Source organism: Chromobacterium sp. ATCC 53434, from assembly GCF_002848345.1.
Classification (GTDB): Bacteria; Pseudomonadota; Gammaproteobacteria; order Burkholderiales; family Chromobacteriaceae; genus Chromobacterium.
The window spans coordinates 2397377-2422393 of sequence record NZ_CP025429.1 but is presented as its reverse complement, the minus strand read 5'-3'; the positions used below and the strand labels follow the sequence as shown (position 1 = coordinate 2422393).

Here is a 25017-nt window from a genome sequence, read left to right as displayed (position 1 = left end):
CGAGTCAGCCCGGCAGGCTGGCTCGGCCGCTTTCTATTTCCATCACCACGGTGTGCGCCAGCGTTTTCAGATGCCTTTTCTCTTCTCCCGCCATGTGCTTGGGCTTGGAGTCGATCAGGCACAGCGTGCCGATGGCGTGGCCTGAGGACAGCTTCAGCGGCGCGCCCGCGTAGAAGCGGATATGGGGATAGCCCAGCACCAGCGGATTGTCCTGGAAGCGGATGTCGTCCAGCGCGTCCGGAATCTCCAGGATGTCGTCGCTGAGAATGGCGTGGCCGCAGAAGCTGATGTCCCGGGAGGTCTCGCTGGCATCCAGCCCGCAGTTCGACTTGAACCATTGCCGATTGGTGTCCACCAGGCTGATCAACACGATCTTGACCGTGAAGCGGGAGCGGCAGTAGGCGGTGATCGCGTCATAGCGATCTTCCGGATCGGTATCCAGAATCAACAGGTCCTGCAGAACCTGGATGCGTTCCGCCTCGTTGGCAGGTATGCCGGGAACCTGCATGACGACCCCTTCGGGTATGGATAAGCGTTTGCATTATAGAACAGGCGGCGTGTCTGAATGCGGCATGGTTAATGCTAAATGGATATTTCGGATAATTCTGATAGTACGAAAGATACTATGACGGGGTAGAACTTTTGCAACTATCATGCGTCTGTAATTATGTTGGAGCATTTGCTCTAGCGCTTAACCCTCTCAAACGTCATGAAGGAGTGTAGAGATGAACGATCAAATCCAAACCGCCGACATCGAACTGGACGCCTGGTTCCAGGAAGAAACCTTCGCCGAAGCCGTGCAAATGATGCAGGACAAGGCGGTGGTGCCGTTCGGCACCGCGCTGTGGCCGGTCTAAGCGGCAAACTGTATCGGCATGTTGACGACGGGGCCTTTGGGCCCCGTTTTTCAGAGGAGAGTTCGATGCGCATCAACGACGATCAGACGCAAAGCGTCCGCAATATGTACGCCTGCCTGGCCCTGCACCCGGCGGTCAGGGGCAAGGCCGCCGCCGGCGAGACCGTGCGCTTGCTGCTGGGCTTCGACGACTACCACCGCGAGGTCGCCGCCGACATCTCCGAGGGCGCCGGCGATGGGCTGAAGCTGGAGTTGCAGCTGGCCGCGCTGGAAAGCGCGGCGGCGGACGAGGTGGAGGCGGCGATCGCGCAATGCGACGCCTTCATCTTCCTGTACCGCTCGTCGACGCTGCCGGTGGTCGATCCGAGGGGGCCGGCCTTCCTGCTGCCGATCAAGCAGGCGATGCAGTCCAACTGGAAGAAATCCATCCTGTTCAAGGATTACGGATCGTATTTCTACGAGGCCTTCGCCGAGAACCGCGAACGCATCGCCGCGCGCAATCGCCGGCTGATCGAGTTGGCCGGGCAGGCGCGGCAGGTGGTGTTCGAACAGGCGGGCGGCGGACGATTGAGCGGCTCCATCGCGCCGGACCAGCCGTGGACCTCGATAGACGGCGACGGCAACGTCGATCTGGTGCCCGGCGAGATCGCCACCTCCATCGCCGATCTGGACGGCGAGTTCAGCTTCGGCGGCGCCTTCCTCAGCACGATACCGTTCGCCGTCAAATACGGCGTGGTCAGCGATTTCGCGACGCTGCGCATACGCGGCAGCCGAGTGGTGGACTTCAGTTGCGGCGACGCGCGCTTCTCGGCGGATTTCGACAAGTATCTGAGCGCCAACGCCGGCAACGCCGCAGTGGCGGAATTCGGCATCGGGACCAATTGCGGCGTGAAGGGACTGTATGGTTTGAACGCCGGCTTCGAGGAGCGCCACCCAGGACTGCATCTGGGCCTGGGCGGCGGCGAGCTGGGCAGCCATCACCTGGACCTGATCTTTTCCGGCGGCCGGCTGAGCTTCGGCGACAAGGTCTTCTTCGACGGCGGTTTCTCGATTTAGCTGAAGCCGGCGCAAAATGCGTCGGCTCGCTCCATGGACGCTGGCGGAGGCCGGATGTGAAGCCTCGCGCGGCGCCCGCTCAGCCCGGATCCAGCCGGCACGCCTTGCCGGTGCCGGCGAAGCCGCCGTACAGCTTCATCTGGTCCGGCGTCTTGCGCGAGATGAAGAAGCTGTCCGGCAGCGCCTTGCCGGCCAGCGGCTTGGGCCAGGTCAGCAAACCTTTCTCGTCCATATATCCGTTGAAGCGCTCGCCGCCGCGGACCACTTCCACCGTCTGGGTGCGACGGTCGAAGCTGAACCGAATCTGATCATCGCAGTGGTAGCTGGCCTGGATGCGTTGCGGCTGCTGGCAGCCGCTCAGCGCGGCCAGCAGCAGGCAGGCTGCGGACAGACGGAAGGGAATGGGCATGGCTTGAAGCTTTCTACGGGAAGAACCGGGGGCACACTATACCATGCGCGGGCATGCCGCTCCGGCCTGGGCCCGACGCGGCGCCGCCGGTCCTGCCGGCCGATTGCCGGGCTGGCGCGATGTTATTTATTTAGGGTATTTACTTTATTTTTACAGTAAACCATCTGGAAACATTGAGGCTTTGACCATTATCTTGCGGGTTCCGGTCGGACAATCGGCAGCAGGAATATAAGAACACGCCGGTTGCACATCTTCGCTTACAAAGGAGAACCCATGGAAGAGTTGGTCAACGCCATCAACGGCGTGGTCTGGAGCCCGGCACTGATTTACCTGTGTCTGGGCGTGGGCCTGTATTTCTCGCTGCGCACCCGTTTTCTGCAACTGAGGCATTTCAAGGAAATGCTGCGCCTGATGTTTAACCGCCAGAGCAGCAGCGCAGGCGTGTCGTCTTTCCAGGCGCTGGCGATGACGCTGGCGGGGAGGGTGGGCACCGGCAATATCGCCGGGGTGGCCACCGCCATCACCTTCGGCGGGCCGGGAGCGATGTTCTGGATGTGGCTGGTGGCCTTTCTCGGCGCCAGTTCCGCCTTCGTCGAGTCCACGCTGGGCCAGGTGTACAAGGAGAAGATAGACGGCCAGTACCGCGGCGGACCGGCCTTCTACATCGAGAAGGGGCTGGGCATGAAGTGGTATGCCTGGCTGTTCGCGCTGACCACGGTGGTGGCCACCGGCGTGCTGCTGCCCGGCATCCAGGCCAATTCCATCGCCAATTCGATGCAGTCGGCCTTCGGCATCGCGCCCACGGTGACGGCCGCCGTGCTGGCCATCATGCTGGGCTTCATCATCTTCGGCGGCGTCAAGCGCATCGCGGTGTTCGCCGGGGCGGTGGTGCCCTTCATGGCGCTGGGCTACATCATCGTCGCCTGCGTGGTGATCGCGCTCAATATCGAGCAATTGCCGGGCGTGGTGGCGCTGATCTTCAAGAGCGCTTTCGGTTTTGAGGCGGGCATGGGCGCGGTGCTGGGCTTCGCCATCCAGTGGGGGGTGAAGCGCGGCATCTACTCCAACGAGGCCGGCCAGGGCACCGGTCCGCACGCGTCCAGCGCGGCCGCGGTCAGCCATCCGGCCAAGCAGGGACTGGTGCAGGCGTTCTCGGTGTACATCGACACCCTGTTCGTCTGTTCCGCCACCGCCTTCATGCTGCTGATCACCGGCCAGTACAACGTCCAGGGGCCGGACGGCGCGGCGTTGTACACCGGCATCAAGGGCGTGGCTGCCGGCCCGGGCTATGTGCAAACCGCGATGGAAAGCATCATGCCCGGCTTCGGCTCGGTGTTTGTCGCGTTGGCGCTGTTCTTTTTCGCCTTCACCACCATCATCGCCTACTACTACATCGCCGAGACCAACATCGCCTTCATCAATCGCAAGACGCGGCGGCCGTGGTTGATGTTCGCGCTGAAGGTGGGCCTGATGGCGGCCACCGTCTACGGCACGGTGAAGACCGCCGACCTGGCCTGGGGCCTGGGCGATATCGGCGTCGGCCTGATGGCCTGGCTGAACATCGTCGCCATCATCCTGATGCAGAAGCCGGCGCTGGCCTGTCTGCGGGATTACGAGGCGCAGAAGGCGCTGGGCGTGGACCCGGTGTTTCATCCGGAAAAGCTTGGCATCGCCAATGCAGCCTATTGGACAGGCCGCCGCGCGGAGAGCAATCTGGACGCGGAGTCGGGCGGTCCGCCGCAGGGAGGCAAGCCGGAACCGGTCAAAGCCGGCTGATTCACGCAACGCCCGCTCACGCGGGCGTTTTTGCGTTGTCACGGCATTCGGGCATGAGGTTTGCTTTTATGTCCCGCAGAGCCATTCCGCGAATGAGACCATGGACCCGTCCGCCCCCTTGAGGCTGTTGCTGGTCAACGATGCCGACCGGCCGATGCGGCAGTTGCGCGACGCTTCCGCCGACGCCGGCTATCGGGTCATCGCCGAGGCCGACGGCGCGGCCGAGCTGTGGCGGCTGGCGGAGTCGCAGCGGCCGGATGTCGTCATCGTCGATACCGAGTCGCCGACGCCGGACACGCTGGAGCCGCTCGCGCTGATGCAACGGTTCGCGCCTCGCCCGGTGGTGATGTTCGCCGAACACGGCGGAATGCCGGCCATCCAGGCCGCGGTGCGCGCCGGGGTCACCGTCTACATCGTCGATCGCGTCTCCGCCGAGCGGCTGGCGCCCATCATCGACATGGCCAGGGTCAAGTTCGAGGAGGACGCCGCGCTGAAGCGCCAGCTGGCCGATCTGGAACGGCAACTGGAAGAGCGCAAGCTGATCGAGCGGGCCAAGGGCATGCTGATGCGCCGCCGCGGACTGGGCGAGGAGGAGGCGTATGCGCTGCTGCGCCGCCGGGCGATGAACGCCGGCCTGCGCCTGGCCGAATTGTCCCGCCAGCTGATAGACGCCAGCGAACTGCTGGATTGAGCGATGCCGCCGCCCGAAAGCGGTGCGAATTCGATGGCGGCGCACTGTTGCGGTGCGGCAAAGCAGCGAAAATCGATACGCTTGGAATCTTGGCGCCGCGAACAAAACCTCGCAGAGAACCTGAGCCAGGGCGCGCCGATGCAGGCGGCGCCAGTCGTACGACAAGGAGGCGCAACGCGGGAGCAGAGGTTCTTAGCGCTGGCACGCGATTTGCGGTGTCCATGCCTGGGCGGCGCAACGGCGCGCCGCCGAGCGATAGACGCGGGCAAGCGCCAAGATTAGGTGGTTGCCACAAGGGACAACGGCGTCCTCTCCTGTTCTGATACCGGAGAGGGCGCCGTTTTGTTTGACGATCCGCATGCGCGGCGGAACTCGCGCCGGGAGTGATCATGGACCGTGGCTTCTGGCAGGCCGGACATCGGCCGACGCTGGCTTGTGCTTTTCTGTACTTCGACCTGAGCTTCATGGCCTGGTATCTGCTGGGGCCGTTGCAAGTGCCCATCGCCGCCGCGCTGCGGCTTTCCACCGGGCAGCGCGCGCTGATGGTGGCCGTGCCGATACTGGCCGGCGCGCTGCTGCGCCCGCTGATGGGCGTGCTGGTGGACCGCATCGGCGCCAAGCGCGCTGGTCTGTTCGGCCAGGCGGTGGTGCTCGCCGCGCTGTTCGGCGCCTGGCTGGCGCAAATATCCAGCTTCGCCGGCATCCTGTTGCTGGGCGCGCTGCTGGGCGTGGCCGGCGCCTCGTTCGCCGCCGCATTGCCGTTGGCCTCGCGTTGGTATCCGCCGCAGTACCAGGGCACGGCGCTGGGCATCGCCGGGGCGGGCAACTCCGGCACCGTGCTGGCGGCGCTGTTCGCGCCGGCCCTGGCCGCCGCCGCCGGCTGGCAGAACGTGTTCGGCCTGGCTTGTCTGCCGCTGGCGCTGGGCTTGCTGGTCTACGCCGTCTTCGCCCGAGAGGCGCCGGCGGCGGCGCCGACGAAACGGCTGGCGGATTATCTGCTTGTCCTAAAGCAAGGCGACGCATGGTGGTTTATGTTTTTCTACTCGATGACCTTCGGCGGTTTCTCCGGTTTCGCCAGCACCTTGCCCGGCTATTTCCACGACCAGTTCGGTTTCGACGCCAAGACTGCCGGCCTATACACCGCGGCCTGCGTGTTCGCCGGCTCGGCGATGCGGCCGCTGGGCGGCGTGTTGGCGGACCGTTGGGGCGGCGCCCGCTCGCTGCTGGCGGTCTATCTGGCCTGCGCGTTGCTGCTGGGGGCGGCCGCGCTGAACCCCGGCGGAGCCGGCGCGGCGCTGACGCTGTTCGTGCTGGCCATGCTGTGCCTGGGCGCCGGCAACGGCGCGGTGTTCCAACTGGTGCCGCAGCGCTTTGGCCGGGAGCTGGGCGTGATGACCGGCCTGGTCGGCATGGCCGGCGGCATCGGCGGCTTCATGCTGGCGGCCGGCCTGGGCCTGATCAAGCAGGCCGGCGGCGACTACGCTCCGGGGCTGTGGCTGTTCGCCGGACTGTGCCTGCTGGCCTGGCTGGGCCTCTCGGGCGTGCAGCGGCATTGGCGCGACAACTGGGCGGCGGCCGCCGCCCGCGTCTAGGCGTTTGCCGCCGGGTGCAGTGGAAAGGGAAAACGATATGGATATGGCTGAACTGAAGGACCGGGCCCGGCAGCGGCTGGTGGTGATCGGCAACGGCATGGCCGGCATCCGCGCGGTGGAAGAGCTGCTGGCGCTGGCGCCGGACCTGTACGACATCACGGTGTTCGGCGCCGAGCCGCACCCCAATTACAATCGCATCCTGCTGTCGCCGGTGCTGGCCGGCGAGCAGGCGTTCCGGGACATCATCCTGAATCCGCCGGAATGGTACGCGGAGCGGGGCATCGCCCTGCATCTGGGCAAGCGCGTCGACGCGATAGACCGCGACCGGCGCGAGGTGACGGCCGACGACGGCACCGTCGCCGGCTATGACAGGCTGCTGCTGGCCACCGGCTCCTCGCCGGTGATGCTGCCGATTCCCGGCGGGGATCTGGACGGGGTCATAGGCTATCGCGACATCGCCGACACCGAATACATGATCGCCGCCGCCGGCCGCTGCCGCCGCGCGCTGGTGATAGGCGGCGGCCTGTTGGGCCTGGAGGCCGCCAACGGCCTGCGGCTGCGCGGCATGGAGGTCACCGTCGTCCATCTGGCCGACTGGCTGCTGGAGCGCCAGCTGGACCGCCAGGCCGGCGAGCTGCTGCGCCGGGCGCTGGCGGCGCGCGGCATCCGCTTCCTGCTGGGACGGCAGACCGCCGCGCTGCTGGACGACGGCGGCGGCCGGGTGAGGGCGGCCCGTTTTTGCGACGGCGAGGAGGTGGAGGCCGAGCTGGTGGTGATGGCGGTGGGCATCCGTCCCAACGCCGGGCTGGCCGCGGCCGCCGGCCTGCATTGCAGCCGCGGCGTGGTGGTGGACGACGCCTTGCAGACATCGGACCCGCGCGTCTACGCCGTCGGCGAGTGCGCCAGCCACCGCGGCGTCGCCTACGGGCTGGTGGCGCCGCTGTTCGAGCAGGCCAAGGTGTGCGCCAATCATCTGGCGCGGCTGGGCACCGCCCGCTACCGGGGATCGGTGGCGGCGACCAAGCTGAAGGTCACCGGCATCGACCTGTTTTCCGCCGGCGATTTCATCGGCGGCGAAGGCTGCGAGGAGATCGTGCTGTCCGATCCGGCCGGCGGCATCTACAAGAAGCTGGTGCTGCGCGGCGACAAACTGGCCGGCGTCTGCCTATACGGCGACACCGGCGACGGCGCCTGGTATTTCAAGCTGTTGCGCGAGCAGCGCTCGGTGGCCGATCTGCGCGACACGCTGATGTTCGGCGAAACGGCGATAGGCGATGTCGGCGTGCAGGGGCAGAGCCGCGCCGCCGCGATGCGGGACGAGGACGAGGTCTGCGGCTGCAACGGCGTGTGCAAGGGAACCATCGTCAAGGCGATACAGGACAAGGGCCTGTTCACGCTGGACGAGGTGAAGAAGCACACCAAGGCGGCCAGCTCCTGCGGCTCCTGTTCCGGCCTGGTCGAGCAGATACTGATGAGCGTGGTCGGCTCCAGCTTCCAGGAAGCGCCGAAGACCAAGGCCGTCTGCTGCTGCACCGGCCTCAGCCACGCCGAGCTGCGCGAGGCGATACGCCAGCGCCATCTGTTGAGTCACGCCGAGGTGTTCCGCCAGTTGGCGTGGCGGACGCCCAACGGCTGCGCCACCTGCCGGCCGGCGGTCAACTACTACCTGCTGTCCACCTGGCCGCACGAGGCGGTGGACGATCCGCAGAGCCGCTTCATCAACGAGCGGGCGCACGCCAACATTCAGAAGGACGGCACCTTCTCGGTGATTCCGCAGATGAAGGGCGGCGTCACCACCGCCGACGAGCTGCGCCGCATCGCCGACGTCGCCGACAAATATCAGATCAGGATGATCAAGGTGACCGGCGGCCAGCGCATCGACCTGCTTGGCGTCAAGAAGGAGGACCTGGTCGACGTCTGGCGCGAACTCGGCATGAATTCCGGCCATGGCTACGGCAAGTCCATCCGCACGGTGAAGACCTGCGTCGGCATCGAGTTCTGCCGTTTCGGCACCCAGGACAGCACGCGGATGGGCATAGACCTGGAAACCATGCTGGCCAATATGGGCAGCCCGCACAAGGTGAAGCTGGCGGTGTCCGGCTGCCCGCGCAACTGCGCCGAGGCCGGCATCAAGGATGTCGGCGTGATCGCGGTGGAGTCCGGCTGGGAGCTGTACGTCGGCGGCAACGGCGGCATCAAGACCGAGGTGGCGCAATTCCTGTGCAAGGTGAAGACGGCGGAGGACGTGAAGGAATACAGCGGCGCCTTCCTGCAGCTGTACCGCGAGGAAGCCTATTACCTGGACCGCACCGTCCACTTCATCGCGAGGGTCGGGCTCGATTACGTCAAGGCCAGGGTGGTCGACGACGCCGACAGCCGGCGCGCGCTGCACCGGCGGCTGCTGTTCGCCCTGCAGGGCCTGCCCGATCCGTGGGCGGCGCGCGTCGCCGGCGAACAGAAGCGCGAATACATCCCCATCGCGGTGGAGAGCTGAGGAGAGCGGAATGAACACGGAAAACTGGACCAGAGTCTGCGCGCTGGACGACATCCCGCCGCAGGGCAGCCGCGTGCTGGCATGGCGGGGCGGCGACATCGCGCTGTTCCGCACCCATGACGACCAGGTGTTCGCCTTGCTGGACTGCTGTCCGCACAAGGGCGGGCCGCTGAGCCAGGGCATGGTGCACGGCCGCGCGGTGGCCTGTCCGCTGCACGGCTGGAACATAGACCTGGCCAGCGGGGAGGCGCTGGCGCCGGATGCCGGCTGCGCGCGCCGCTTTGCCGCCCGGCTGGAAAACGACGAAGTCTGGCTGGCCTTGTAGCGAACGGCTGCCAGGCAAGGAGGCGCGGCATGGCCAAGACGGAAACCCGCTCCACCTGCTGCTATTGCGGCGTAGGCTGCGGCGTGCTGATCGCCAGCGAGAACGGCCGGATCACCGGCGTGCGCGGCGACCCGGCGCACCCGGCCAACTACGGCCGCCTGTGCAGCAAGGGCTTGCAACTGGCGGCCAGCGCGGCCGGCGATAGCGGCCGCGCGCTATATCCCGAAATGCGACCGGCCAGGGACGCGCCGCGCCGCCGGGTCGGCTGGGACGAGGCGCTGGACGCGGCGGCCGACCGCTTCGCCGACATCGTCCGCCGCCACGGCCCGGACGCGGTGGCCTTCTACGCGTCCGGCCAGCTGCTGACCGAGGACTACTACCTGTTCAACAAGCTGGCCAAGGGCGTGGTGGGCACCAACAACATCGACACCAACTCCCGGCTGTGCATGTCCAGCGCCGTCACCGGCTACAAGATGGCTTTCGGCGCCGACGGCCCGCCCACCTGCTACGAGGACCTTGAGTCCGCCGGCTGCGTGCTGTTCGCCGGCAGCAATATGGCCTATGCGCACCCGGTGCTGTTCCGCCGGCTGGAGGACGCCAGGCGGACCTGGGGCGATGTGCGCTGGATCGTCGTCGACCCGCGCCGCACCGATACCGCCGCGATGGCCGATCTGCATCTGCAGATCCAGCCCGGCACCGATGTGGCGCTGTTCCACGCGATGCTGCACCACCTGATCTGGGAGGGGCTGATCGACGCCGGCTACATCGCCGCCCATACCGACGGTTTCGCCGCGCTCAAGCGCATGGCGCGCGACTACACGCCGGCGGCGGCGGCCGATATCTGCGGCGTCGCCGCCGACGACATCGTCACCGCCGCCGAGTGGTTCGGCCGCAGTCCGGCCAGCCTGTCGCTGTATTGCATGGGGTTGAACCAGTCCAGCCAGGGCACGGCCAAGAACCTGGCGCTGATCAATCTGCACCTGGCCACCGGCCAGATCGGCCGGCCGGGCGCCGGCCCGTTCTCCCTGACCGGCCAGCCCAACGCGATGGGCGGGCGCGAGGTCGGCGGCATGGCCACCATGCTGGCCGCCCACCGCGACATCGCCGATCCCGATCACCGGCGCGAGGTGGCCGCGCACTGGGATGTGCCCGCGGACAGGCTGTCGCCGCGGCCCGGCCTGCCGGCGGTGGCGATGTTCGAGGCGCTGGCGCGCGGCGACGTCAAGGCGGTGTGGATAGTCTGTACCAATCCGGCCCATTCGATGCCGGACCTGGCGCTGGCGCGGCAGGCGCTGACGCGCGCCGAGCTGGTGGTGGTGCAGGACGCCTTCGCCGACACAGACACCACCGCCTTCGCCGACATCCTGCTGCCGGCGGCCAGCTGGGGCGAGAAGGAGGGCACGGTCACCAATTCCGAGCGTCGGATCAGCCGGGTGCGGATGGCGGCGCCGCCGCCGGGCGAGGCGATGGCGGACAGCTGGATCGCCTGCCAGTTCGCGCGCCGGCTGGCGGCGCGGCTGCATCCGGGCGAGGCCGACCATTTCGACTATCCCGACGCCTCGCGCATCTTCGACGAGCACCGCGGGCTGACCATCGGCCGCGACCTGGACATCGGCGGGCTGGACTACCGCTTGCTGGAGACGGCCGGGCCGCAGCAATGGCCGTTGCCGGCCGGCCGGCGCGAAGGGCAGGCCAGGCGCTATGTCGACGGCCGCTTCGCCACCGCCGACGGCAAGGCGCGGTTTCACGCCATCGCCTACCAGCCGCCGGCGGACAAGATATTGGCCCGCTATCCGTTCCGGCTGATCACCGGCCGCCTGCGCGACCAGTGGCACGGCATGAGCCGCACCGGTCGGGTCGCCAGCCTGTTCGCCCACAGTCCGGAGCCGGAATTGCGCATGCACCCGGAAGACGCCGGCAGGCAGAATCTGCGGGATGGCGATCTGGTGCGCGTCGCCAGCAAGCGCGGCCAGTGGGTGCTGCCGCTGAAGACCGACGGCGAGATGGCGCCCGGCTGCGTGTTCGCCGCGATGCACTGGAACCGCCGTTTCCTGAACAGCGGTGGCAGCAACGAGGCGACCACGTCGGCGGTGGACGGGCTGTCGTTCCAGCCCGAGTTGAAGCACGCGGCGGTGCGGGTGGAAAAGGCCGAACTGCCGTGGCGGGTGCTGGCCGCGCTGCGGGGCGACGATCCGCCGGCGCTGCAGTCCAGGCTGACGCCGTTGCTGGGCGACGTCGGCTATGCGGCGATTTCGCTGGCGGCGTCGGACATCTTGCTGCTGCGCGCCGCCGACGCGGCGCCGAGGCCGGACTGGCTGGCCGGCTTGCTGGACGCGCTGGCGCTGTGGCCCGGGCCGGATGTGCTGGAGTACCGCGACGACGGCCGCGGCGTTTTGAAACGCGTGGCCTGGCGCGGCGAGCGCCTGGCCGGCCTGCTGTTCGCCGGCGGCGCCCAGGCCGACCGCGAAGCCGGCGAGCGGCTGCTGCAATGCCTGCTGGACGACGAGCCGTGGCAGGGGGCGAGGCTGTCGGTCTTTTCACCGGGGCCGGCGCGAGCCGTCAAGCGCGACCGCGTCGTCTGTCAATGCACCCAGGTCGGCGAAGCCGCCATCCTGGACAAGCTGGCGCAGGGCCTGGATCTGGCGGAGTTGAAGCAGGCGCTCGGTTGCGGCACCGTCTGCGGCTCCTGCGGGCCGGAGCTGGCGCGGCTGGCCCAGGCTTGCCTGCTTCGTTCCGCCTGATCCCGGCTAGATTGCCGCCGCCTCGTCTCCGCCCATCGCTATCCAGCTGATCACCCGCGTCGTCTCGATGGCGAAACGAACCGGAACGCGCTGTCCGGCCCGGTAGGCCTGGCCCAGGTCCTCGGTCAGCGTCAGCGTCAGGCGGCCCGCCGCCGGGTCCAGTTCGCGCAAGGACGCGGCCTGGAAGTCGAAATAGCTCCCCACCCGCGGAAACAGCGCCTTGAACAAGGCCTCCTTGGCCGAGAACAGCAGCGTCAGCGCCGTGGTCTCGCCAAGCGGGGACGTCTGCAGCAGCGGCAACTCCTCCTCGCGCGTGCACATGCGCAGCACCGCCTCGCGGCCGCTCGGCGCCAACAGGTTCTCCACGTCTATGCCCACCAGGGCGTCGGCCGCCGCCGTCGCCAGGCAGACGGCCAGATCGCCGCTGTGGCTGATCGAGCCGCGCACGCCGTCCGGCCACAGCGGTTCGCGCTGGGGGCCGATGGCGATGTCGGCGGCGCGGCCGGTCAGCCGGAGCAAGGCCTCGCGGGCCAGGCGGCGGCCGGCCAGGAACTCGGCGCGGCGCTTGGGCACCGCCCGTCGCAGCGTGTCGGGAAACGCGACGCCGAAGTCGGCGAAACCGTCGTCGTGGTAAGCCGTCAGCGCGAAGCGCGAGGCGAGGCAGACCCACGGGCCCGGCGGCAACGCGATGGCCGGCGGCGCCGGCGGCGCCATGAAGGCGTCGGCCTGCCAGACGGCCGGGCTGTCGAGGGCGGCGGGGGTGGGCATGAGGCCTCCTGCTGATGGGTATCCGGATGGACGACGATGATACCCGCGTTTCTGCCGCCGATGTGGGCCGGGGGCGCGGCCCGCGTCGGAACGCTCCGAAAAGACGGTCGGCCGCCGCCGCCGGCGCGGAGTCGGCGTACGGTGGGCATCGCGGGGCCGCTTCTGGCTGCGGTCCGGTGGTGGAGCCGGGCAGGCGGACGGGGAGAAGCGGTCCCGCACCCGATTCAATGCGAAGAGGACGGACCCGATGTCGGCAGACTATTACCAAGTGCAATTCATCGCCCATGTGCTGGATACCAGCCCGCAGATGGCGGGGAGCCGGGAGCGGTATATCGGCCTGGCCGACGAGGCGCAGGACATACGGGAGCGCGTCAAGCTGGTGTCCGCCGTGCTGGAGGCCGCGCACGGTCTGCCGGCGGTGTCCGGCGCCGACGACACCTTGAAGATCCTGATGCTGCCGGAGTTCTTTTTCCGCGGCGCAAGCGGCGCCTACAGCATGGACGGCATCCAAACCGCGGTGTCGGCCTTGCAGGACCTGGTGCGGAACGCCAAGTGGCGGCACTGGATGTTCGTGTTCGGCACCATCGTCGGCAAATCCTTCCCGACCAGGGACGTCGCGTCGGGCGCGGACAAGCACCCGATCGACGACGACCGCAAGGCCGAAGTCTACAACTACGCGCTGGTGCAGAAAGGCGGCTTCGGCGACGGCGCGGGTGCCGGGCCGGCGGCGGCCCACGCGGTGATCAAGCAATACCTGTCCGGCATCGATTTCATCGAGCAGGCCAGCCTGGCCGGCAAGGGCCTGAGCGAAGAGTGGGTCCAGCATCTGCAGCCCAAGGGCGACAAGCGCGACGAGCGACAGTCCGCGGCCTACGACGGCGCGGCGGTCTTCCGGCGCGACGGCCTGACTTTCGGCGTGGAAATCTGTCTCGACCATCTGAACGGCAGGCTGGCCCACTCGCTGAACCGGCCCGCCATCGACATCCAGCTGATACCGTCGTGCGGCGGCTATATCAAGGCCGGTTCCATCGTGGCGCGCCGGGACGGCTATGTCTTCAATTGCGACGGCGCCGACTATCCGCTCTGCCGGCTGCAGAAAGTGGGCAGCGGCGACCTGGTCGCCGCGAAGACGCTGGTGCTGGACGCCGGCTCCACGCGGGCGGGGGAGTTGTTCGCGGCCGGCATCGGCAGGCTGGTCGCCTATCCGGTGCAGGCTCTGTAGGCAGGCTCGCGCTTGCGGCGCGAAAGGAGGCGATATGTCGCTGCTTGATGGTTTGGCGGTTCGCGGCTGGCTGGTGTCCGCCGCGCTGATCTGGCCGGCGCTGGGCGCCGCCGCCCAGCGTCCGGCCGCATGCGTGCCGACCGAGGGCGGGAATCCGCCATGGCTGGCGGCAATGGACGCGGGAGCGCGGGATGCCTTGCTGGCGACATCGTGGTATCGGGACTGGCGGACGGTGACGGCCGATCTGTGCACCGATGTCAGACATGTGGGTCGCGACAATCCCGGCGTCAAGATCGTCTGGCGCGGCCACGGCGCCGCCGACGACAAGCTGCTGTTCTACGGCGCCGGCAACCGCCACTACGAGCCGGGCACGGTTTTCGACCAGGGCCTGCAGGCGATCCAGGCCGACGGCAGCCTGAAGCTCCGGCCCGGCGCCGGCGTGGGCACCGCCAGCGCGCTGAAGAGTTCCTCGTATCTGTACGCGCTGGCGGAGCGGTTCGCGCTGGCCAGCCGCAACGAACGCCATTATGTCTACGTGATCCATGCGCCGGGCGGGATCGCCGTCGACGAGACGATGGGCATTGCCGGTCCGGACGTCGAGATCGCGGGCGCCGACGACGAGGAGGAAATCGCCTTCCCCGGCGGCGTGCGTTCGCGCTTTGTCAAAGGCCTGTTCGAAACGCGCTTTGTCAAAAACCGCCCGGCCCATGACGCGGCGTCGCGGTTGTCCTATGTGGAAACGCTGACGTACACGCCCAATCCGGGATACCTGCAAGGGGCCGGGCCGGCCGGCGATGGCGAGGTGGACGTGATGGTCGCGTCGCACGCGGCGGTGGACGTCGCCGGCGGGCGCTCCGTCGACGCCTCCACCTGGCGTTTCGCCTCAAAGGACGCCGGCGGCGCGGCCACCCAGGTGCGTCTGAGCAGCCACGATGGCTCCGCCGCGCGGTGGGCGGCCACCGGTCGCCGGCAGGTGAGCTTCCCGCCGTCGGCCGACTATTCCTGCGCGCTGGTGGACACGGCGCTGCAGCGCAACCGCGCGCTGGCGGTAACCCGGACGCCGATGCCCGCTTCCGCGGAGGCGGCGTCCAGGCGGCGCAATGCCGGCACCTGCATTTATCTGTCGGACCGGGACATCGCCGTGCGCAACGCGTCCGCCGAGGCGGTCCGGGGGGGCGATCATTACTGGACCCGCCTGTCGGTGCATTGGGACAAGCCGTCTGACATGGCGCGGGTCCGGGGGTATCGCATCTATCTGATGGATATCTACGGCGTTCCGATCCGGGTCATCGGCGATGTCGACAATCCGGACGCCACCCGCTTCGAGATGGCGGAAGAGATGGCCCGCAAACTGGGCTTGAAGGATTTTGTCGATGGGCTGATCCAGGGCGCCGTCGCCATCTACACCGTCGTCGACGGGGCGCCAGAGGCGGAGTCGTCGGTGCCGGTCACGGTCAAGGTGAGCCACGCGCCGTCCGGCGCCGTTGCCGGCGGCGGCCGGTGACGAACGGCTGCGCAATCGGCTGCCATGGCGAACGGCTGGACCCGGTCGGCGGCGTTCATCACCTGGGCCTGGGCCATCGGGCCTACAGCCCGGCGCTGATGCGCTTCCACTGTCCGGACAGCCTGAGTCCCTTCGGCGCCGGCGGCGTCAATCCCTACGCCTATTGCGACGGCGATCCGATCAACCGGGCCGACCCGTCCGGCCAATTCAGCGTCGGCGGCGCCATCGGCATCGGCCTGGGCGCGCTGGGCGTGTTGCTGACGCCGGTCAGTTTCGGCACCACGCTGGCGGCGGCGCTGTCGATAGGCGCGGTGGTGGCCGGCGTGGCCTCGGTCGGGCTGGGCATCGCGGCCGAGGCGGTCGACGACCGCAAGCTGGCGGATAAGCTGGGCTGGACCAGCGTGGCTGTGGGCGTGATCGGCGGCATCGCGTCGGTGGCAGTCGGTCGCCTCGCGCTCAAGGCGGGAGCGCTGGCCGGGGCGGCTGGCAGCCGTTTGCCGGGAAGCATCGTCCACGATGGCGGGAATCTATTCGTTCGCTCGCTTCCTGGGCGGCTGGCCGCCTATTTGCGGTCTGGTGGCGATGGGGCGGCGGCGTCAATCGAGATGGGCGCGGTGCGGCGCGCGTCATCGACGCCGGACATGGCCGCCTTCCTGGCCTTGCCGGAAGAGGAACGTTTGCTGATCGCAAGAGGAGCGCAGGGCGCCGTCTACAACGTTAGCGAGCACTGGGTGGTCAAGCAGCCGGTGCCGGGGAGCGGCGGTGCGGAAAATATCCCTAATTTGCAGCGCGAAGCCCGTGCGTTCCGGATGGTATATGGGGGGAAGTCGGCCTTGGTGGCTCATGACATGCTGTGGATGAGGAAAATTCCCGGCCGCCGGGTGATTTCGCTCGACCTTCCCCGCGGTGAATATCGGCGGATAGCGCAAAGAATTGACGTCGAGTCGAAGCGGCTGGAAAAAATGGGTGTCTATCATGGGGATCCCCATGGCGGAAACGTGCTGATCGATGTGGAAGGCGTCGTCAGATTCGTCGATTTCGGCAAGTCTACGCTCCGGGAGCCGCCTGTCTAGGGCGCGTCCGCCAGGCTTTATTTTGGACAAGGAACACGATGGCCATGAGCGACTGTGCAATCGGCTACAACGGCGAACGGCCGGATCCGGTCGGCGGCGTTCATCACCTGGGCCTGGGCCATCGGGCCTACAGCCCGGCGCTGATGCGCTTCCACTGTCCGGACAGCCTGAGTCCCTTCGGCGCCGGCGGCGTCAATCCCTACGCCTATTGCGACGGCGATCCGATCAACCGGGCCGACCCGTCCGGCCAATTCAGCGTCGGCGGCGCCATCGGCATCGGCCTGGGCGCGCTGGGCGTGTTGCTGACGCCGGTCAGTTTCGGCACCACGCTGGCGGCGGCGCTGTCGATAGGCGCGGTGGTGGCTGGCGTGGCCTCGGTCGGGCTGGGCATCGCGGCGGAGGTGGTCGACGACCGCAAGGCGGCGGAGATTCTGGGCTGGAGCAGCCTGGCGCTGGGCATCGTCAGCTGCGGCGTGGCGCTGGGCGTGAGCCGCTTGGTGCCGAAGGCCGCAACGTTGATCGGCGTGGCGGATCTGAAGCTGGGCGCGTGGCTGCAGGGGCGCGGCCGGCTGCTGGCGCGCATCGAGCGCGGCGAGCGGGGCGGTTTCGGCGTGGCGTTGGGCGGACGGCTGACTAGATGTTTCCGCCCGGCCGCGGAGCCGGTGGAAGAGCTGGTTGAAATGAGTGCGCCGCGGCGCTCGTCATTGTCGTCGGGCATGGACGCCTTCCTGGCCTTGTCGCGGCGGCAGCGGCAGGACAGGCTGATCGGGGCGGGGACGCAGGGGACCGTTTACGATGTCGGCGAGCGCTGGGTGGTCAAGGAGCCCCTGCTTGGTGTCCGCACCGCGCGGGACATTTTCGCGTTGCAGAACGAAGCCTACGTTTTCAGGCAAGTCTATGGGGCGGAATCGGCCGTGGTCCGTCACGACAGGTTGTGGATGTTGAAGATTCGTGGCCGGCCGGTAAGCTCGCTCGATCTTTCTCCCTATGAGACCTGGGAGCTTGAACGGAAGATTGCCGCCGAACAGCGGCGGCTGGCGGACATGGGCATTTTTCATGACGATCTCAGCGGGGATAACGTGCTGCTGACCGACGAGGGTGAAGTCAAATTCATCGATTTCGGCAGAGCCACGTATCTGCAGCGGGTTTATCGGAACTGAGCGCCGCCGCCGTAGTCAGTCCGTGCCGGCCTGGCCCGGCGCCTGCGCCGCGTCGCGCCGCCGCAGGCGGCTGCTGTCTATCAGATGGGCGGCCCGCGCTCGCAGCTGGCCGCAGCCGCCGTCCACGTCCTGGCCGGCGGAGTCCCTCACCTTGGTCAGCACGCCGTTGTCGTGCAGATAGCGGCGGAGCTCCGCGACCCGCCCGGCGTCCGGCCGCTGGAATGCGTCGCCGTCCACGCTGTTGTACGGAATGATGTTCAGCACGCCGTACTTGCCCTTCAACAGGCGGACGGCGGCGTCCATTTCGTCCTGGCCGTCGTTGACGCCGGCCAGCAGCGTCCACTGGTACTGTATCGGGTAGCCGGTGGCGCGGGCATAGGCCTCTCCCATCTCCACCAGCTCGGCCGGGGCGATGCGCGGCGCGCGCGGCAGCAGGCTCTCGCGCAGATCGGCGCGGGTGGTGTGCAGCGACAGCGCCAGCGCCGGCTTGACCTTTTGCTGCGGCAGCCGCTCGAACACCCGCGGATCGCCGACGGTGGAAAACACCAGATTCTTGTGGCCGATATTGCCGTCGGTGCCCAGCCAGTCCATCGCCTCCAGCACATTGTCCAGATTGTGCGCCGGCTCGCCCATGCCCATGAACACCACCTTCTTCACCGGGCGGATGCGCCGCGCCAGCGCCAGCTGCGCCGCGATCTCGGCGCTGCCCAGCTGGCGCAGCAGGCCGGATTTGCCGGTCATGCAGAAAGTGCAGCCGACCGCGCAGCCGACCTGGCTGGACACGCACAGCCCGTCGCGCGGCAGCAGCACGCTTTCCACCATCTGGCCGTCATTCAACTCCACCAGCAGCCGCAAGGAGCCATCCGCCGCCGTATGCTGCGAGCGGATGCGCGCCAGGCCCTCCATCCGCGCGGCGATCGGCGCCAGGCCGTCGCGGACCGACAGCGGAAAATAGTCCTCGCTTTTCTGGTGGCGGGTGCCGGCGTCCAGCGGCTGGCCCTTCAGCCAGGCGCGGTTGATGCGGCCGATATGACAGGAGCGGGCGCCGATGTCGGCGAGGGCCTGGTGGAATTCCTGGATGCGCATGTTTCGGATACGGTTGCCGCGCGGCGGAGCCGCGCGTATTGCTCAAGGCGCGTAGGGTAGCGCAAGACGGCGGCGCGCGGGCGACGATTTTATCGACCGCGGCCGCCGGCTCAGTCGCGCACCGCCTGTTCCGCCGGCTGTATCAGCAGCCGGTTGGCGAAGAAGCAGATCAGCGCCAGCACCAGATACACGGCCAGCAGCGCCGGCGCGTCGTGGACCGACAGCAGGCTCAGCAGGAACGATGTCGCGCTGGTCATCAGAATGTTGATCAGGAACATCAGCGCGGTGGCGGTGCCGGCGATATGGCGGAACAGCGCCAGTCCGCGTCCCATCGACATCGGGAACAGCATGCCCTGGCCGAAAAACATCAGCGCGCTGACGGCGCACAGCAGCGCCAGGCTGTCGGGCCACAGCCAGGACAGCGCCAGGCCCGGCAGCGTCACCGCCAGCAGCAGCCGGGTCATGCCCTGCTGCACGCGGGCCACCGGGAAGCGGCTGACCAGATAGCGGCAGATGAAGGTGGCCAGCAGGAAGACGCAGCCGAGGCCGAAGGCGATGTGGCCGAAGACGATGGGCGAGTAATGCCAGCCGGACTGGACGATGAACGGACCGACGGTGTTGAAGGCGATGCTCATCGAGTAGATCGCGCCCATCAGCACCACCATGCCCATGAACTGGTGGTGGCGCATCACCTCGCCGAGATTGCGGCGTATCGTCGGCAGGTTCAGCGGATGGCGGCGGAAATGCGTTTCCGGCACGAAGCGGGCCACCAGCACGCCCATCACCGCCATCGAGACGGCGAAGAACACGAAACAGGCCTGCCAGCCGGCGTAGACCTGCAGGTAGCCGCCCAGCACCGGGCCGATGATCGGGCCCAGACCGAACATGCTGCCGGACACCACGCCTATCTTCACCAGCTCCTGCGGCGCCAGCACGTCCGGATACACCGAGCGCGCCACCACCGAGATGGTGCCCACCATCAGGCCCTGCGCCAGCCGGGTGGCCAACAGCGCCGGCAGCGTCGGCAGCCACAGCGGCAGCAGGCTGATCAGCGCGAAGCCGGCCATGCCGCCCAAGAGCAGCTTGCGCCGGCCCCAGGCGTCGGTGAGAAAGCCGGAGCCGAAGTTGCCCAGCGCATAGCCCAGCAGATAGAGGCTGATCAGATTCTTGATCGAATTGTCCGATTCGCCCAGCTGCGCGGCCATCGCCGGCAGCGACGGCGAAACCAGGTCGACGGCCATGCCGAAGAAGGGCATTACCAGCAGCAGCACCAGGATCAGCCGTTTCAATTGCTTCGGCGGCAGTGGGTGGATGTCAGTCGTCATGATCGCCTCCAGCGGCCTGTCTCTGGAAATTGGCCAGCATTCTCGCCAGCATGTCCTGCATCTGTTGTCGCTCGTCGTCGCTGAAGCCGCGGAGCAGCAGCTCGTCGACATCGTTCGCCGCGGCCAGCAGCTCCGGCATCGCTTCTGCGCGACAACGCTCGGTCATTTCGACGAACAGGCAGCGCCGGTTGGCCGACCACGGCGCGCGGCGCACGTAGCCGTCCTTTTCCAGCCCGTCCAGCGTCCTGGCCAGCTGGCCCGGGTCCATGTCCAGGTGGCCCAGCAGCGTTTTCTGCGTGCAGTCGCCGGCGTGCCATAGCATCAGCAGGATCTGGCGCCGGGAGCGCGTCATGCCGGCGGCGGGCAGGCGGGCGTCCATCAGGCGCCGCTTCAGGTTGACGATATGGGCCAGGCGGTGGCCGAGAAGGTGGAGCATGATGATTCCTGAGTTGATCAGCTCAATAATTGTATTGGTCAATAGTTGATAAAGTCAATTGTTTGGTGGAGGATGATGTCGGGCCGAAGGGCGCATCGATAGCCGCGGGCGGCGGTCAGCCTGGAGACGGGGCGGGTCGGACTGGTCTGATATCGATGGCGGGAGGAAATCGTCAAGTCAGTCGTGGCTTGTACAATCCTGTCATCAACTTCGTGTGTGCCCCCAATGATGAACAACGGCAGTGTTTTGGGATGGAATGGCGAGCGTCTGGACCCGGTCAGCGGCGCGACGCATCTGGGCAATGGCTACCGGGCATACAGCCCGGCATTGATGCGTTTTCATTGCCCGGACAGCCTGAGTCCGTTCGGCGCCGGCAGCGTCAACCCTTATGCCTATTGCGATGGCGATCCGGTCAATCGGGCCGATCCATCCGGTCATTTGAGCTGGCAGGCCTGGACCGGCATCGGCCTGGGCGCGGCCGGTCTGGCGCTGGCGGCCTTCACCGCCGGGAGCTCGATCGTCGCCGCCGGCGGTGTGATCGCCGCGTTGGAAAGCGCCTCGGCCGTAGCGTTGGCGATAAGCGGAGCGGCTGTGGTGGCCGATGTGGCGGCGATAGCGAGCGGAGCGATGGAGGAATGCCACCCGCAAGCGTCGGCGATACTGGCTTGGAGTTCGTTGGGAAGCGGTGTGGTGGGGGTGGCGCATGGGGGCATTGGCCTCGGGCGAGCGCTGACGGCCGGGCTGCGCCAGCGGCTGGGCACGCTGATGCGCGTCGGCCTCAGCGGGCGCGGGGCCGCGGCGGCGGAGGACCCTATTATCGTCTCTCGCATTACCACCTTGCCGCAGAGCGGGGTCTACACCCTGGGCATTAGCACCAGGCTCGACTCCCACGACCAGATAGCGCGGGAGGTGGCCCTGGCTTATCGCGGAGTGGCGAATGATCCGAATCATCTGGATGTGGTCATCAATATGAGCTTGCGCGAAAACAGGGGCGCCCACGTTGGCATCAACGGTGTGACATGGGAACTGAAGCGGCTGATCAAAGAGCTTAAAAAGGTGGTGCCTGATTTCGATCAGATCAGGAGCGTCAGAATACTGGGTCGAGGAAGCGGCAGGATGGCCCATTCTTTGCCTAGAGGAAGCAAATTCCGCATGTATACCTTTGGCGGAAATCGCTTTTTTACCCATGCCAATGATAATGCCTTGTACCGGGATGTGCTCAGGGCGGCCGCGGAAAGGTTTGACGCGATTGGTCTTGAAAACGGGACGTATGATCGTGCCATTGCTGAAACGAATGCCCTTTTGAATGCCAAGCTGGCTCGAATACCCAACGAAAACACCCGGATACTGACGATAAAAGGCATAGAGAACAGCGATGTCTGGCTTACGCCGGCATCGGGTTGATGGGGCGCCCGACCGCGACGCCCGGCTTGCCGTCCCGTTAGCGCCGCAGCGCCTCGGCCTCCAGCCGTTCCAGGTTCTGCTCGTTGGCCGGGATGACGATGGCGGCCATGCGCTCGGCCAGTTCGTCGCTTTCAAACTGCTGCAACCAGGAAACCCGCGTGCCGGCCGGCGTGGCCGCTAGCGAGATCGTCAGGTGGAACTTTGGCTGGGAAACGTGTTGCACCACCACCTTGGCCGGCGCGGCGATCTCGGCGAACACGTTCTCGTTCGGATAATGCTTGCCGTCCGGCCCGTGCATCGTGAACGCCCAGCGGCCGCCGGTCCTGAACTCGCACACGTCGAAGGTGTTGCTGAAGCCGGCGGGGCCCCACCAGCGCGCCAACCGAGCCGGATCGCTGATCGCGGCGAAGACCTGTTCCACGGTGGCGGGAATCTCGCGGGAGGTGGTGAAGGCGCTCATTCTTGTCTCCATTGACAGCTAGGTCTTGCCTGGCCGCCGGGTTTGCCGCCGCCGGGCGGGGAGGGCCGGCATGTCGAATGCCATCGGCCTGGATATCGCTTGCGTCAGTGTACGCCAATTTGAGCCGCCGACGCCGGAGCGCGGCTGTTCCGCGTGCCGTGGATGGAGCGGATTGTGGACCGGCGCCAAGACGCCATGGGGTAAAAGGCTGTCAATGCTTGCCTGGACGGAAAGGGCGTTTTGTCGGTAATCGCGCTTGGAAGGCGCTGACTTGCCGCGATGGCCATATAGTCATATGAGCCTCCAGAGAGGGTAGGGAATCGATGAATCGGTCAAGGGGACTGGTATTTCACGAGCTTGATTGAAGATTGCCTTAAGCTCGGCGTTGGGAGGCGAAATGTCTTGCAGCCTTATAGCTTGCTGATTGGCGTCTTGAAACTGAACGGCTGATTCTTCTGGCAGGCCGTTTATTATTTTCCGATATGCCTCATCAACTGCTTGTACGCTATATCCCCGTATCGGCAGCTTATCGTCGAGTTGCTTTAGCGCGCCAAGTCTTGCGTAAAGCTGAGTGACGGGGTCATTATTTTTTATGCTGGACAGAAAGGCATTCGTATGCTTGCGAGAATAGCTCAATATCCGGGCGATATCGACTAAATTGGAGCGATTGGCGCGAACGAAGCGAAAGTGCTCGGTTGCCATTCTGCTGATAGGTGAATCTCCACTCTGCATGACATTCTTTAGCGTCCGGAGGTCCATCAGTTGAATAATCCTTAGCTGGAGTTCTGGAGGAAGCTTGAGCATATCTTGTGGCAGCATGATTGACGATGCCCCCGCCATTTCAGCGGCGGCCGCCTCGGCGCCGCGCCCGCTGAGACCGGCATGCATCAGCTTGCCCAACCGAAAACGCAGTCCCTCTGTTGTCTTGTTCAAGGCTCGTGTCAGACCAGCGGCGCCGTGCGCCAGGCCCACCGCGCCGGCCCCCAGCGACACCCAGCCGAGTACCGCCGACGCTTGCGGATTGATTTCCTCCGTCGCCCCGCAGGCTATCGCCGCCACATCGGCCATGATGGCCGCTCCGCCTATCGCCAGCGACATGGCCGAGGCGCTTTCCAGCGCGGCGATGATCCCGCCGGCGGCGATAATGGAAACCCCCTTGGTGATGGCCGCCAAACCCAGGCCGGCGATGCCCACGCCTATCATGGCCCAGGCCTGCCAGCTCAGATGGCCGGACGGATCGGCGCGGTTGACCGGGTCGCCGGCGCAATAGGCGTACGGATTGACGCCGCCGGCGCCGAACGGACTCAGGCTGTCCGGGCTGTGAAAGCGCATCAATGCCGGGCTGTATGCCCGGTAGCCATTGCCCAGATGCGTCGCGCCGCTGACCGGGTCCAGGCGTTCCCCGTTCCATCCCAAAACGTTGTTGTGCATCGATTGCTCCATCCAGTCGCCAAATGCCGCTGCAGGCGCATCGTCCGGTTTTTGATGAAGTCATCGATTCCCGTGTCAGGCTTTTCGGTCTTTTCCTAATGGCCTTGCCGGCTGGGATTCCCGATCGCGGATTCAAATCGAGCGAGGCTTGCGCGGAGGGTGGAGGCATTCGGAGAGACCAGCGCTAGCGCCGTATCGGCGGCGATGGTCTATGCGAAGCATGGCCGTTCGCGGACAGGTGCGTGGCGCGTGAGCGATGAGGTAGGGGGCGGGCCAATTCCGAAGCGCATCGCTCACTTTCGGGTAAGGCCGAAAATGGCGAGCAAGGAGGCCGGAATGGAGAACAGGGTAAAACGATACAGGATGGCTTCAAATAAATGCGGGCTGGAATGTGCCGCAAGCGAAAGGCAGGCGCAGCCTGTTGCGATGGCCGCTGCGGCGGTAAGGATAAGCAGTTTCTTTGTCATTTGTGTTGCCGGTGACGCGCCTGGTTGCTCAAGTCGATGGTTAACGCTTGGCAAGCTAATCCGGTCTGCTTGATCGCGGCGGATTGATATCGAGGTTTCGGAAGTTTCCGATAAATGCCCGGATTTGGATCGGGGGCGGTGAGAAAGCCTGGTAATGGGCCAAAGCCTGTTGGCATGGTTGGCGCGTATGGCGCGACAAGTCCGGGCAATGTCGGATCAAGAGTCGCTGGCTCGCTTTGCACTGCGCGACAGCCTATTCAAGAGGAAAAAGGGCAGCCTGCAGAGGGTGTCGTTCGAAACGGGTTTCAGGCGATCGATGTTTCAGCCAAATCAGGAAAGGCGGGTAAGCAAATGAAACTCAAGACCGTGATTGCTTTTGTTGCCATGATGCTGATGTCGATGATTGTGTCGGCATCCACCCTTAATTGTGCCAAAGTTTTCAGCGATGGAAAGTTTGAAGGCCATTTGATCGATGTCATCGACAAGGACGGCTACAGGCACACCAACTTTATTATGAAAACCGACTCGGGGGATATGGGGTGCATACAGTTCACCGACGATCACAATACCAAGCGATACAACATAATCATGAATGCCTTCATTCTGAAAGCCCATGTCACCATCTCCACCGACAGAGAGCACAACATTACCGGCATAGGCTACAGAAACGATGAATGAGACGCGGCGGGAGGCAAGGCGGGCAGCGCTTCCATGCCGCGTGAGGCTTCATTGAAATTTGCG

The 25017-nt window shown here is 66.3% G+C and carries 22 protein-coding genes and 1 pseudogene; 14 read left to right on the top strand and 9 right to left on the bottom strand.

Annotation, left to right across the window (positions count from 1 at the left end):
* Positions 1 to 4: 4 nt before the first annotated feature.
* Positions 5 to 508, bottom strand: coding sequence for a GAF domain-containing protein (locus CXB49_RS11060; protein WP_101708443.1), 504 nt, complete (start codon positions 506 to 508; stop codon positions 5 to 7).
* A 217-nt stretch (positions 509 to 725) separates the two neighbouring features.
* On the opposite strand from CXB49_RS11060, the gene CXB49_RS24280 reads away from it, so the two are divergent.
* Both CXB49_RS24280 and CXB49_RS11055 read left to right on the top strand, forming a co-directional pair.
* Positions 726 to 857: a hypothetical protein gene (locus CXB49_RS24280; RefSeq protein WP_255409603.1), complete on the top strand. Its 132-nt coding sequence runs from the start codon at positions 726 to 728 to the stop codon at positions 855 to 857.
* Between the two features lie 65 nt (positions 858 to 922).
* Entirely contained in the window at positions 923 to 1912 is a 990-nt protein-coding gene (locus CXB49_RS11055) for a leucyl aminopeptidase (RefSeq protein ID WP_101708442.1), read from the top strand.
* A gap of 79 nt (positions 1913 to 1991) precedes the next feature.
* Here the strand turns inward: CXB49_RS11055 and CXB49_RS11050 are convergent, their stop codons facing one another.
* Positions 1992 to 2321, bottom strand: a complete 330-nt coding sequence (locus CXB49_RS11050; protein WP_101708441.1) for a hypothetical protein — start codon at positions 2319 to 2321, stop codon at positions 1992 to 1994.
* Between the two features lie 273 nt (positions 2322 to 2594).
* On the opposite strand from CXB49_RS11050, the gene CXB49_RS11045 reads away from it, so the two are divergent.
* The 6 genes from CXB49_RS11045 (at position 2595) to CXB49_RS11020 (ending at position 11940) form a co-directional block, all read left to right on the top strand.
* Entirely contained in the window at positions 2595 to 4097 is a 1503-nt protein-coding gene (locus CXB49_RS11045) for a sodium:alanine symporter family protein (RefSeq protein ID WP_101708440.1), read from the top strand.
* A gap of 100 nt (positions 4098 to 4197) precedes the next feature.
* A complete protein-coding gene (locus tag CXB49_RS11040) occupies positions 4198 to 4788 on the top strand; it encodes an ANTAR domain-containing response regulator (RefSeq protein WP_101708439.1) in 591 nt (196 codons plus the stop codon).
* 389 nt (positions 4789 to 5177) lie between these two features.
* Positions 5178 to 6380: a NarK/NasA family nitrate transporter gene (locus tag CXB49_RS11035; protein WP_101708438.1), complete on the top strand. Its 1203-nt coding sequence runs from the start codon at positions 5178 to 5180 to the stop codon at positions 6378 to 6380.
* A gap of 43 nt (positions 6381 to 6423) precedes the next feature.
* Positions 6424 to 8874, top strand: coding sequence for a nitrite reductase large subunit NirB (nirB, locus tag CXB49_RS11030; protein ID WP_101710681.1), 2451 nt, complete (start codon positions 6424 to 6426; stop codon positions 8872 to 8874).
* A gap of 10 nt (positions 8875 to 8884) precedes the next feature.
* Positions 8885 to 9199, top strand: a complete 315-nt coding sequence (nirD, locus tag CXB49_RS11025; RefSeq protein WP_101708437.1) for a nitrite reductase small subunit NirD — start codon at positions 8885 to 8887, stop codon at positions 9197 to 9199.
* Positions 9200 to 9228: 29 nt separating this feature from the next.
* On the top strand, positions 9229 to 11940 hold the full coding sequence (locus CXB49_RS11020) for a nitrate reductase (RefSeq protein ID WP_101708436.1): 2712 nt from the start codon (positions 9229 to 9231) through the stop codon (positions 11938 to 11940).
* A gap of 6 nt (positions 11941 to 11946) precedes the next feature.
* Here the strand turns inward: CXB49_RS11020 and CXB49_RS11015 are convergent, their stop codons facing one another.
* Complete coding sequence (locus CXB49_RS11015; RefSeq protein WP_101708435.1) at positions 11947 to 12708, bottom strand: 4'-phosphopantetheinyl transferase; 762 nt, start codon at positions 12706 to 12708, stop codon at positions 11947 to 11949.
* 247 nt (positions 12709 to 12955) lie between these two features.
* On the opposite strand from CXB49_RS11015, the gene CXB49_RS11010 reads away from it, so the two are divergent.
* From CXB49_RS11010 to CXB49_RS10995, 4 genes are read left to right on the top strand one after another with little or no spacing between them, the layout of a single operon-like run.
* A complete protein-coding gene (locus CXB49_RS11010; RefSeq protein ID WP_101708434.1) occupies positions 12956 to 13930 on the top strand; it encodes a hypothetical protein in 975 nt (324 codons plus the stop codon).
* A 34-nt stretch (positions 13931 to 13964) separates the two neighbouring features.
* Positions 13965 to 15434 (top strand): hypothetical protein, encoded by a 1470-nt coding sequence (locus CXB49_RS11005; RefSeq protein ID WP_101708433.1) that lies wholly within the window; start codon positions 13965 to 13967, stop codon positions 15432 to 15434.
* On the top strand, positions 15431 to 16507 hold the full coding sequence (locus tag CXB49_RS11000) for an RHS repeat-associated core domain-containing protein (RefSeq protein WP_101708432.1): 1077 nt from the start codon (positions 15431 to 15433) through the stop codon (positions 16505 to 16507). The genes CXB49_RS11005 and CXB49_RS11000 overlap by 4 nt, the downstream gene beginning before the upstream one ends.
* Before the next feature lie 44 nt (positions 16508 to 16551).
* Entirely contained in the window at positions 16552 to 17667 is a 1116-nt protein-coding gene (locus tag CXB49_RS10995) for an RHS repeat-associated core domain-containing protein (protein WP_199406830.1), read from the top strand.
* A gap of 15 nt (positions 17668 to 17682) precedes the next feature.
* Here the strand turns inward: CXB49_RS10995 and CXB49_RS10990 are convergent, their stop codons facing one another.
* The 3 genes from CXB49_RS10990 to CXB49_RS10980 form a co-directional block, all read right to left on the bottom strand.
* On the bottom strand, positions 17683 to 18753 hold the full coding sequence (locus CXB49_RS10990; protein ID WP_101708430.1) for an RNA methyltransferase: 1071 nt from the start codon (positions 18751 to 18753) through the stop codon (positions 17683 to 17685).
* A gap of 110 nt (positions 18754 to 18863) precedes the next feature.
* Entirely contained in the window at positions 18864 to 20078 is a 1215-nt protein-coding gene (locus CXB49_RS10985; protein WP_158300778.1) for an MFS transporter, read from the bottom strand.
* Positions 20068 to 20514: a MarR family winged helix-turn-helix transcriptional regulator gene (locus CXB49_RS10980; RefSeq protein ID WP_101710680.1), complete on the bottom strand. Its 447-nt coding sequence runs from the start codon at positions 20512 to 20514 to the stop codon at positions 20068 to 20070. The genes CXB49_RS10985 and CXB49_RS10980 overlap by 11 nt, the downstream gene beginning before the upstream one ends.
* Before the next feature lie 225 nt (positions 20515 to 20739).
* Here CXB49_RS10980 and CXB49_RS10975 point away from each other — a divergent pair, with 225 nt between their 5' ends.
* Complete coding sequence (locus CXB49_RS10975) at positions 20740 to 21918, top strand: RHS repeat-associated core domain-containing protein (RefSeq protein WP_101708428.1); 1179 nt, start codon at positions 20740 to 20742, stop codon at positions 21916 to 21918.
* 37 nt (positions 21919 to 21955) lie between these two features.
* Here CXB49_RS10975 and CXB49_RS10970 read toward each other — a convergent pair whose 3' ends face one another.
* The 3 genes and pseudogenes from CXB49_RS10970 to CXB49_RS23530 form a co-directional block, all read right to left on the bottom strand.
* Complete coding sequence (locus CXB49_RS10970; RefSeq protein WP_101708427.1) at positions 21956 to 22378, bottom strand: SRPBCC domain-containing protein; 423 nt, start codon at positions 22376 to 22378, stop codon at positions 21956 to 21958.
* Positions 22379 to 22669: 291 nt separating this feature from the next.
* A pseudogene (locus CXB49_RS10965) lies at positions 22670 to 23824 on the bottom strand (RHS repeat-associated core domain-containing protein); the annotation flags it as partial.
* Positions 23825 to 24102: 278 nt separating this feature from the next.
* On the bottom strand, positions 24103 to 24276 hold the full coding sequence (locus CXB49_RS23530) for a hypothetical protein (RefSeq protein ID WP_158300777.1): 174 nt from the start codon (positions 24274 to 24276) through the stop codon (positions 24103 to 24105).
* Between the two features lie 138 nt (positions 24277 to 24414).
* Between CXB49_RS23530 and CXB49_RS23525 the strand changes: the two genes are divergently transcribed.
* Positions 24415 to 24954, top strand: coding sequence for a hypothetical protein (locus tag CXB49_RS23525; protein ID WP_158300776.1), 540 nt, complete (start codon positions 24415 to 24417; stop codon positions 24952 to 24954).
* The last annotated feature ends 63 nt before the right edge of the window (positions 24955 to 25017 follow it).

Excerpts from the sequence above, each read along its gene's own strand:
- CXB49_RS11060 (WP_101708443.1), bottom strand. The coding sequence starts at position 508 with ATGCAGGTTCCCGGCATACCTGCCAACGAGGCGGAACGCATCCAGGTT.
- CXB49_RS24280 (WP_255409603.1), top strand. The coding sequence starts at position 726 with ATGAACGATCAAATCCAAACCGCCGACATCGAACTGGACGCCTGGTTC.
- CXB49_RS11055 (WP_101708442.1), top strand. The coding sequence starts at position 923 with ATGCGCATCAACGACGATCAGACGCAAAGCGTCCGCAATATGTACGCC.
- CXB49_RS11050 (WP_101708441.1), bottom strand. The coding sequence starts at position 2,321 with ATGCCCATTCCCTTCCGTCTGTCCGCAGCCTGCCTGCTGCTGGCCGCG.
- CXB49_RS11045 (WP_101708440.1), top strand. The coding sequence starts at position 2,595 with ATGGAAGAGTTGGTCAACGCCATCAACGGCGTGGTCTGGAGCCCGGCA.
- CXB49_RS11040 (WP_101708439.1), top strand. The coding sequence starts at position 4,198 with ATGGACCCGTCCGCCCCCTTGAGGCTGTTGCTGGTCAACGATGCCGAC.
- CXB49_RS11035 (WP_101708438.1), top strand. The coding sequence starts at position 5,178 with ATGGACCGTGGCTTCTGGCAGGCCGGACATCGGCCGACGCTGGCTTGT.
- nirB (WP_101710681.1), top strand. The coding sequence starts at position 6,424 with ATGGCTGAACTGAAGGACCGGGCCCGGCAGCGGCTGGTGGTGATCGGC.
- nirD (WP_101708437.1), top strand. The coding sequence starts at position 8,885 with ATGAACACGGAAAACTGGACCAGAGTCTGCGCGCTGGACGACATCCCG.
- CXB49_RS11020 (WP_101708436.1), top strand. The coding sequence starts at position 9,229 with ATGGCCAAGACGGAAACCCGCTCCACCTGCTGCTATTGCGGCGTAGGC.
- CXB49_RS11015 (WP_101708435.1), bottom strand. The coding sequence starts at position 12,708 with ATGCCCACCCCCGCCGCCCTCGACAGCCCGGCCGTCTGGCAGGCCGAC.
- CXB49_RS11010 (WP_101708434.1), top strand. The coding sequence starts at position 12,956 with ATGTCGGCAGACTATTACCAAGTGCAATTCATCGCCCATGTGCTGGAT.
- CXB49_RS11005 (WP_101708433.1), top strand. The coding sequence starts at position 13,965 with ATGTCGCTGCTTGATGGTTTGGCGGTTCGCGGCTGGCTGGTGTCCGCC.
- CXB49_RS10995 (WP_199406830.1), top strand. The coding sequence starts at position 16,552 with ATGAGCGACTGTGCAATCGGCTACAACGGCGAACGGCCGGATCCGGTC.
- CXB49_RS10990 (WP_101708430.1), bottom strand. The coding sequence starts at position 18,753 with ATGCGCATCCAGGAATTCCACCAGGCCCTCGCCGACATCGGCGCCCGC.
- CXB49_RS10985 (WP_158300778.1), bottom strand. The coding sequence starts at position 20,078 with ATGACGACTGACATCCACCCACTGCCGCCGAAGCAATTGAAACGGCTG.
- CXB49_RS10980 (WP_101710680.1), bottom strand. The coding sequence starts at position 20,514 with ATGCTCCACCTTCTCGGCCACCGCCTGGCCCATATCGTCAACCTGAAG.
- CXB49_RS10975 (WP_101708428.1), top strand. The coding sequence starts at position 20,740 with ATGATGAACAACGGCAGTGTTTTGGGATGGAATGGCGAGCGTCTGGAC.
- CXB49_RS10970 (WP_101708427.1), bottom strand. The coding sequence starts at position 22,378 with ATGAGCGCCTTCACCACCTCCCGCGAGATTCCCGCCACCGTGGAACAG.
- CXB49_RS23530 (WP_158300777.1), bottom strand. The coding sequence starts at position 24,276 with ATGACAAAGAAACTGCTTATCCTTACCGCCGCAGCGGCCATCGCAACA.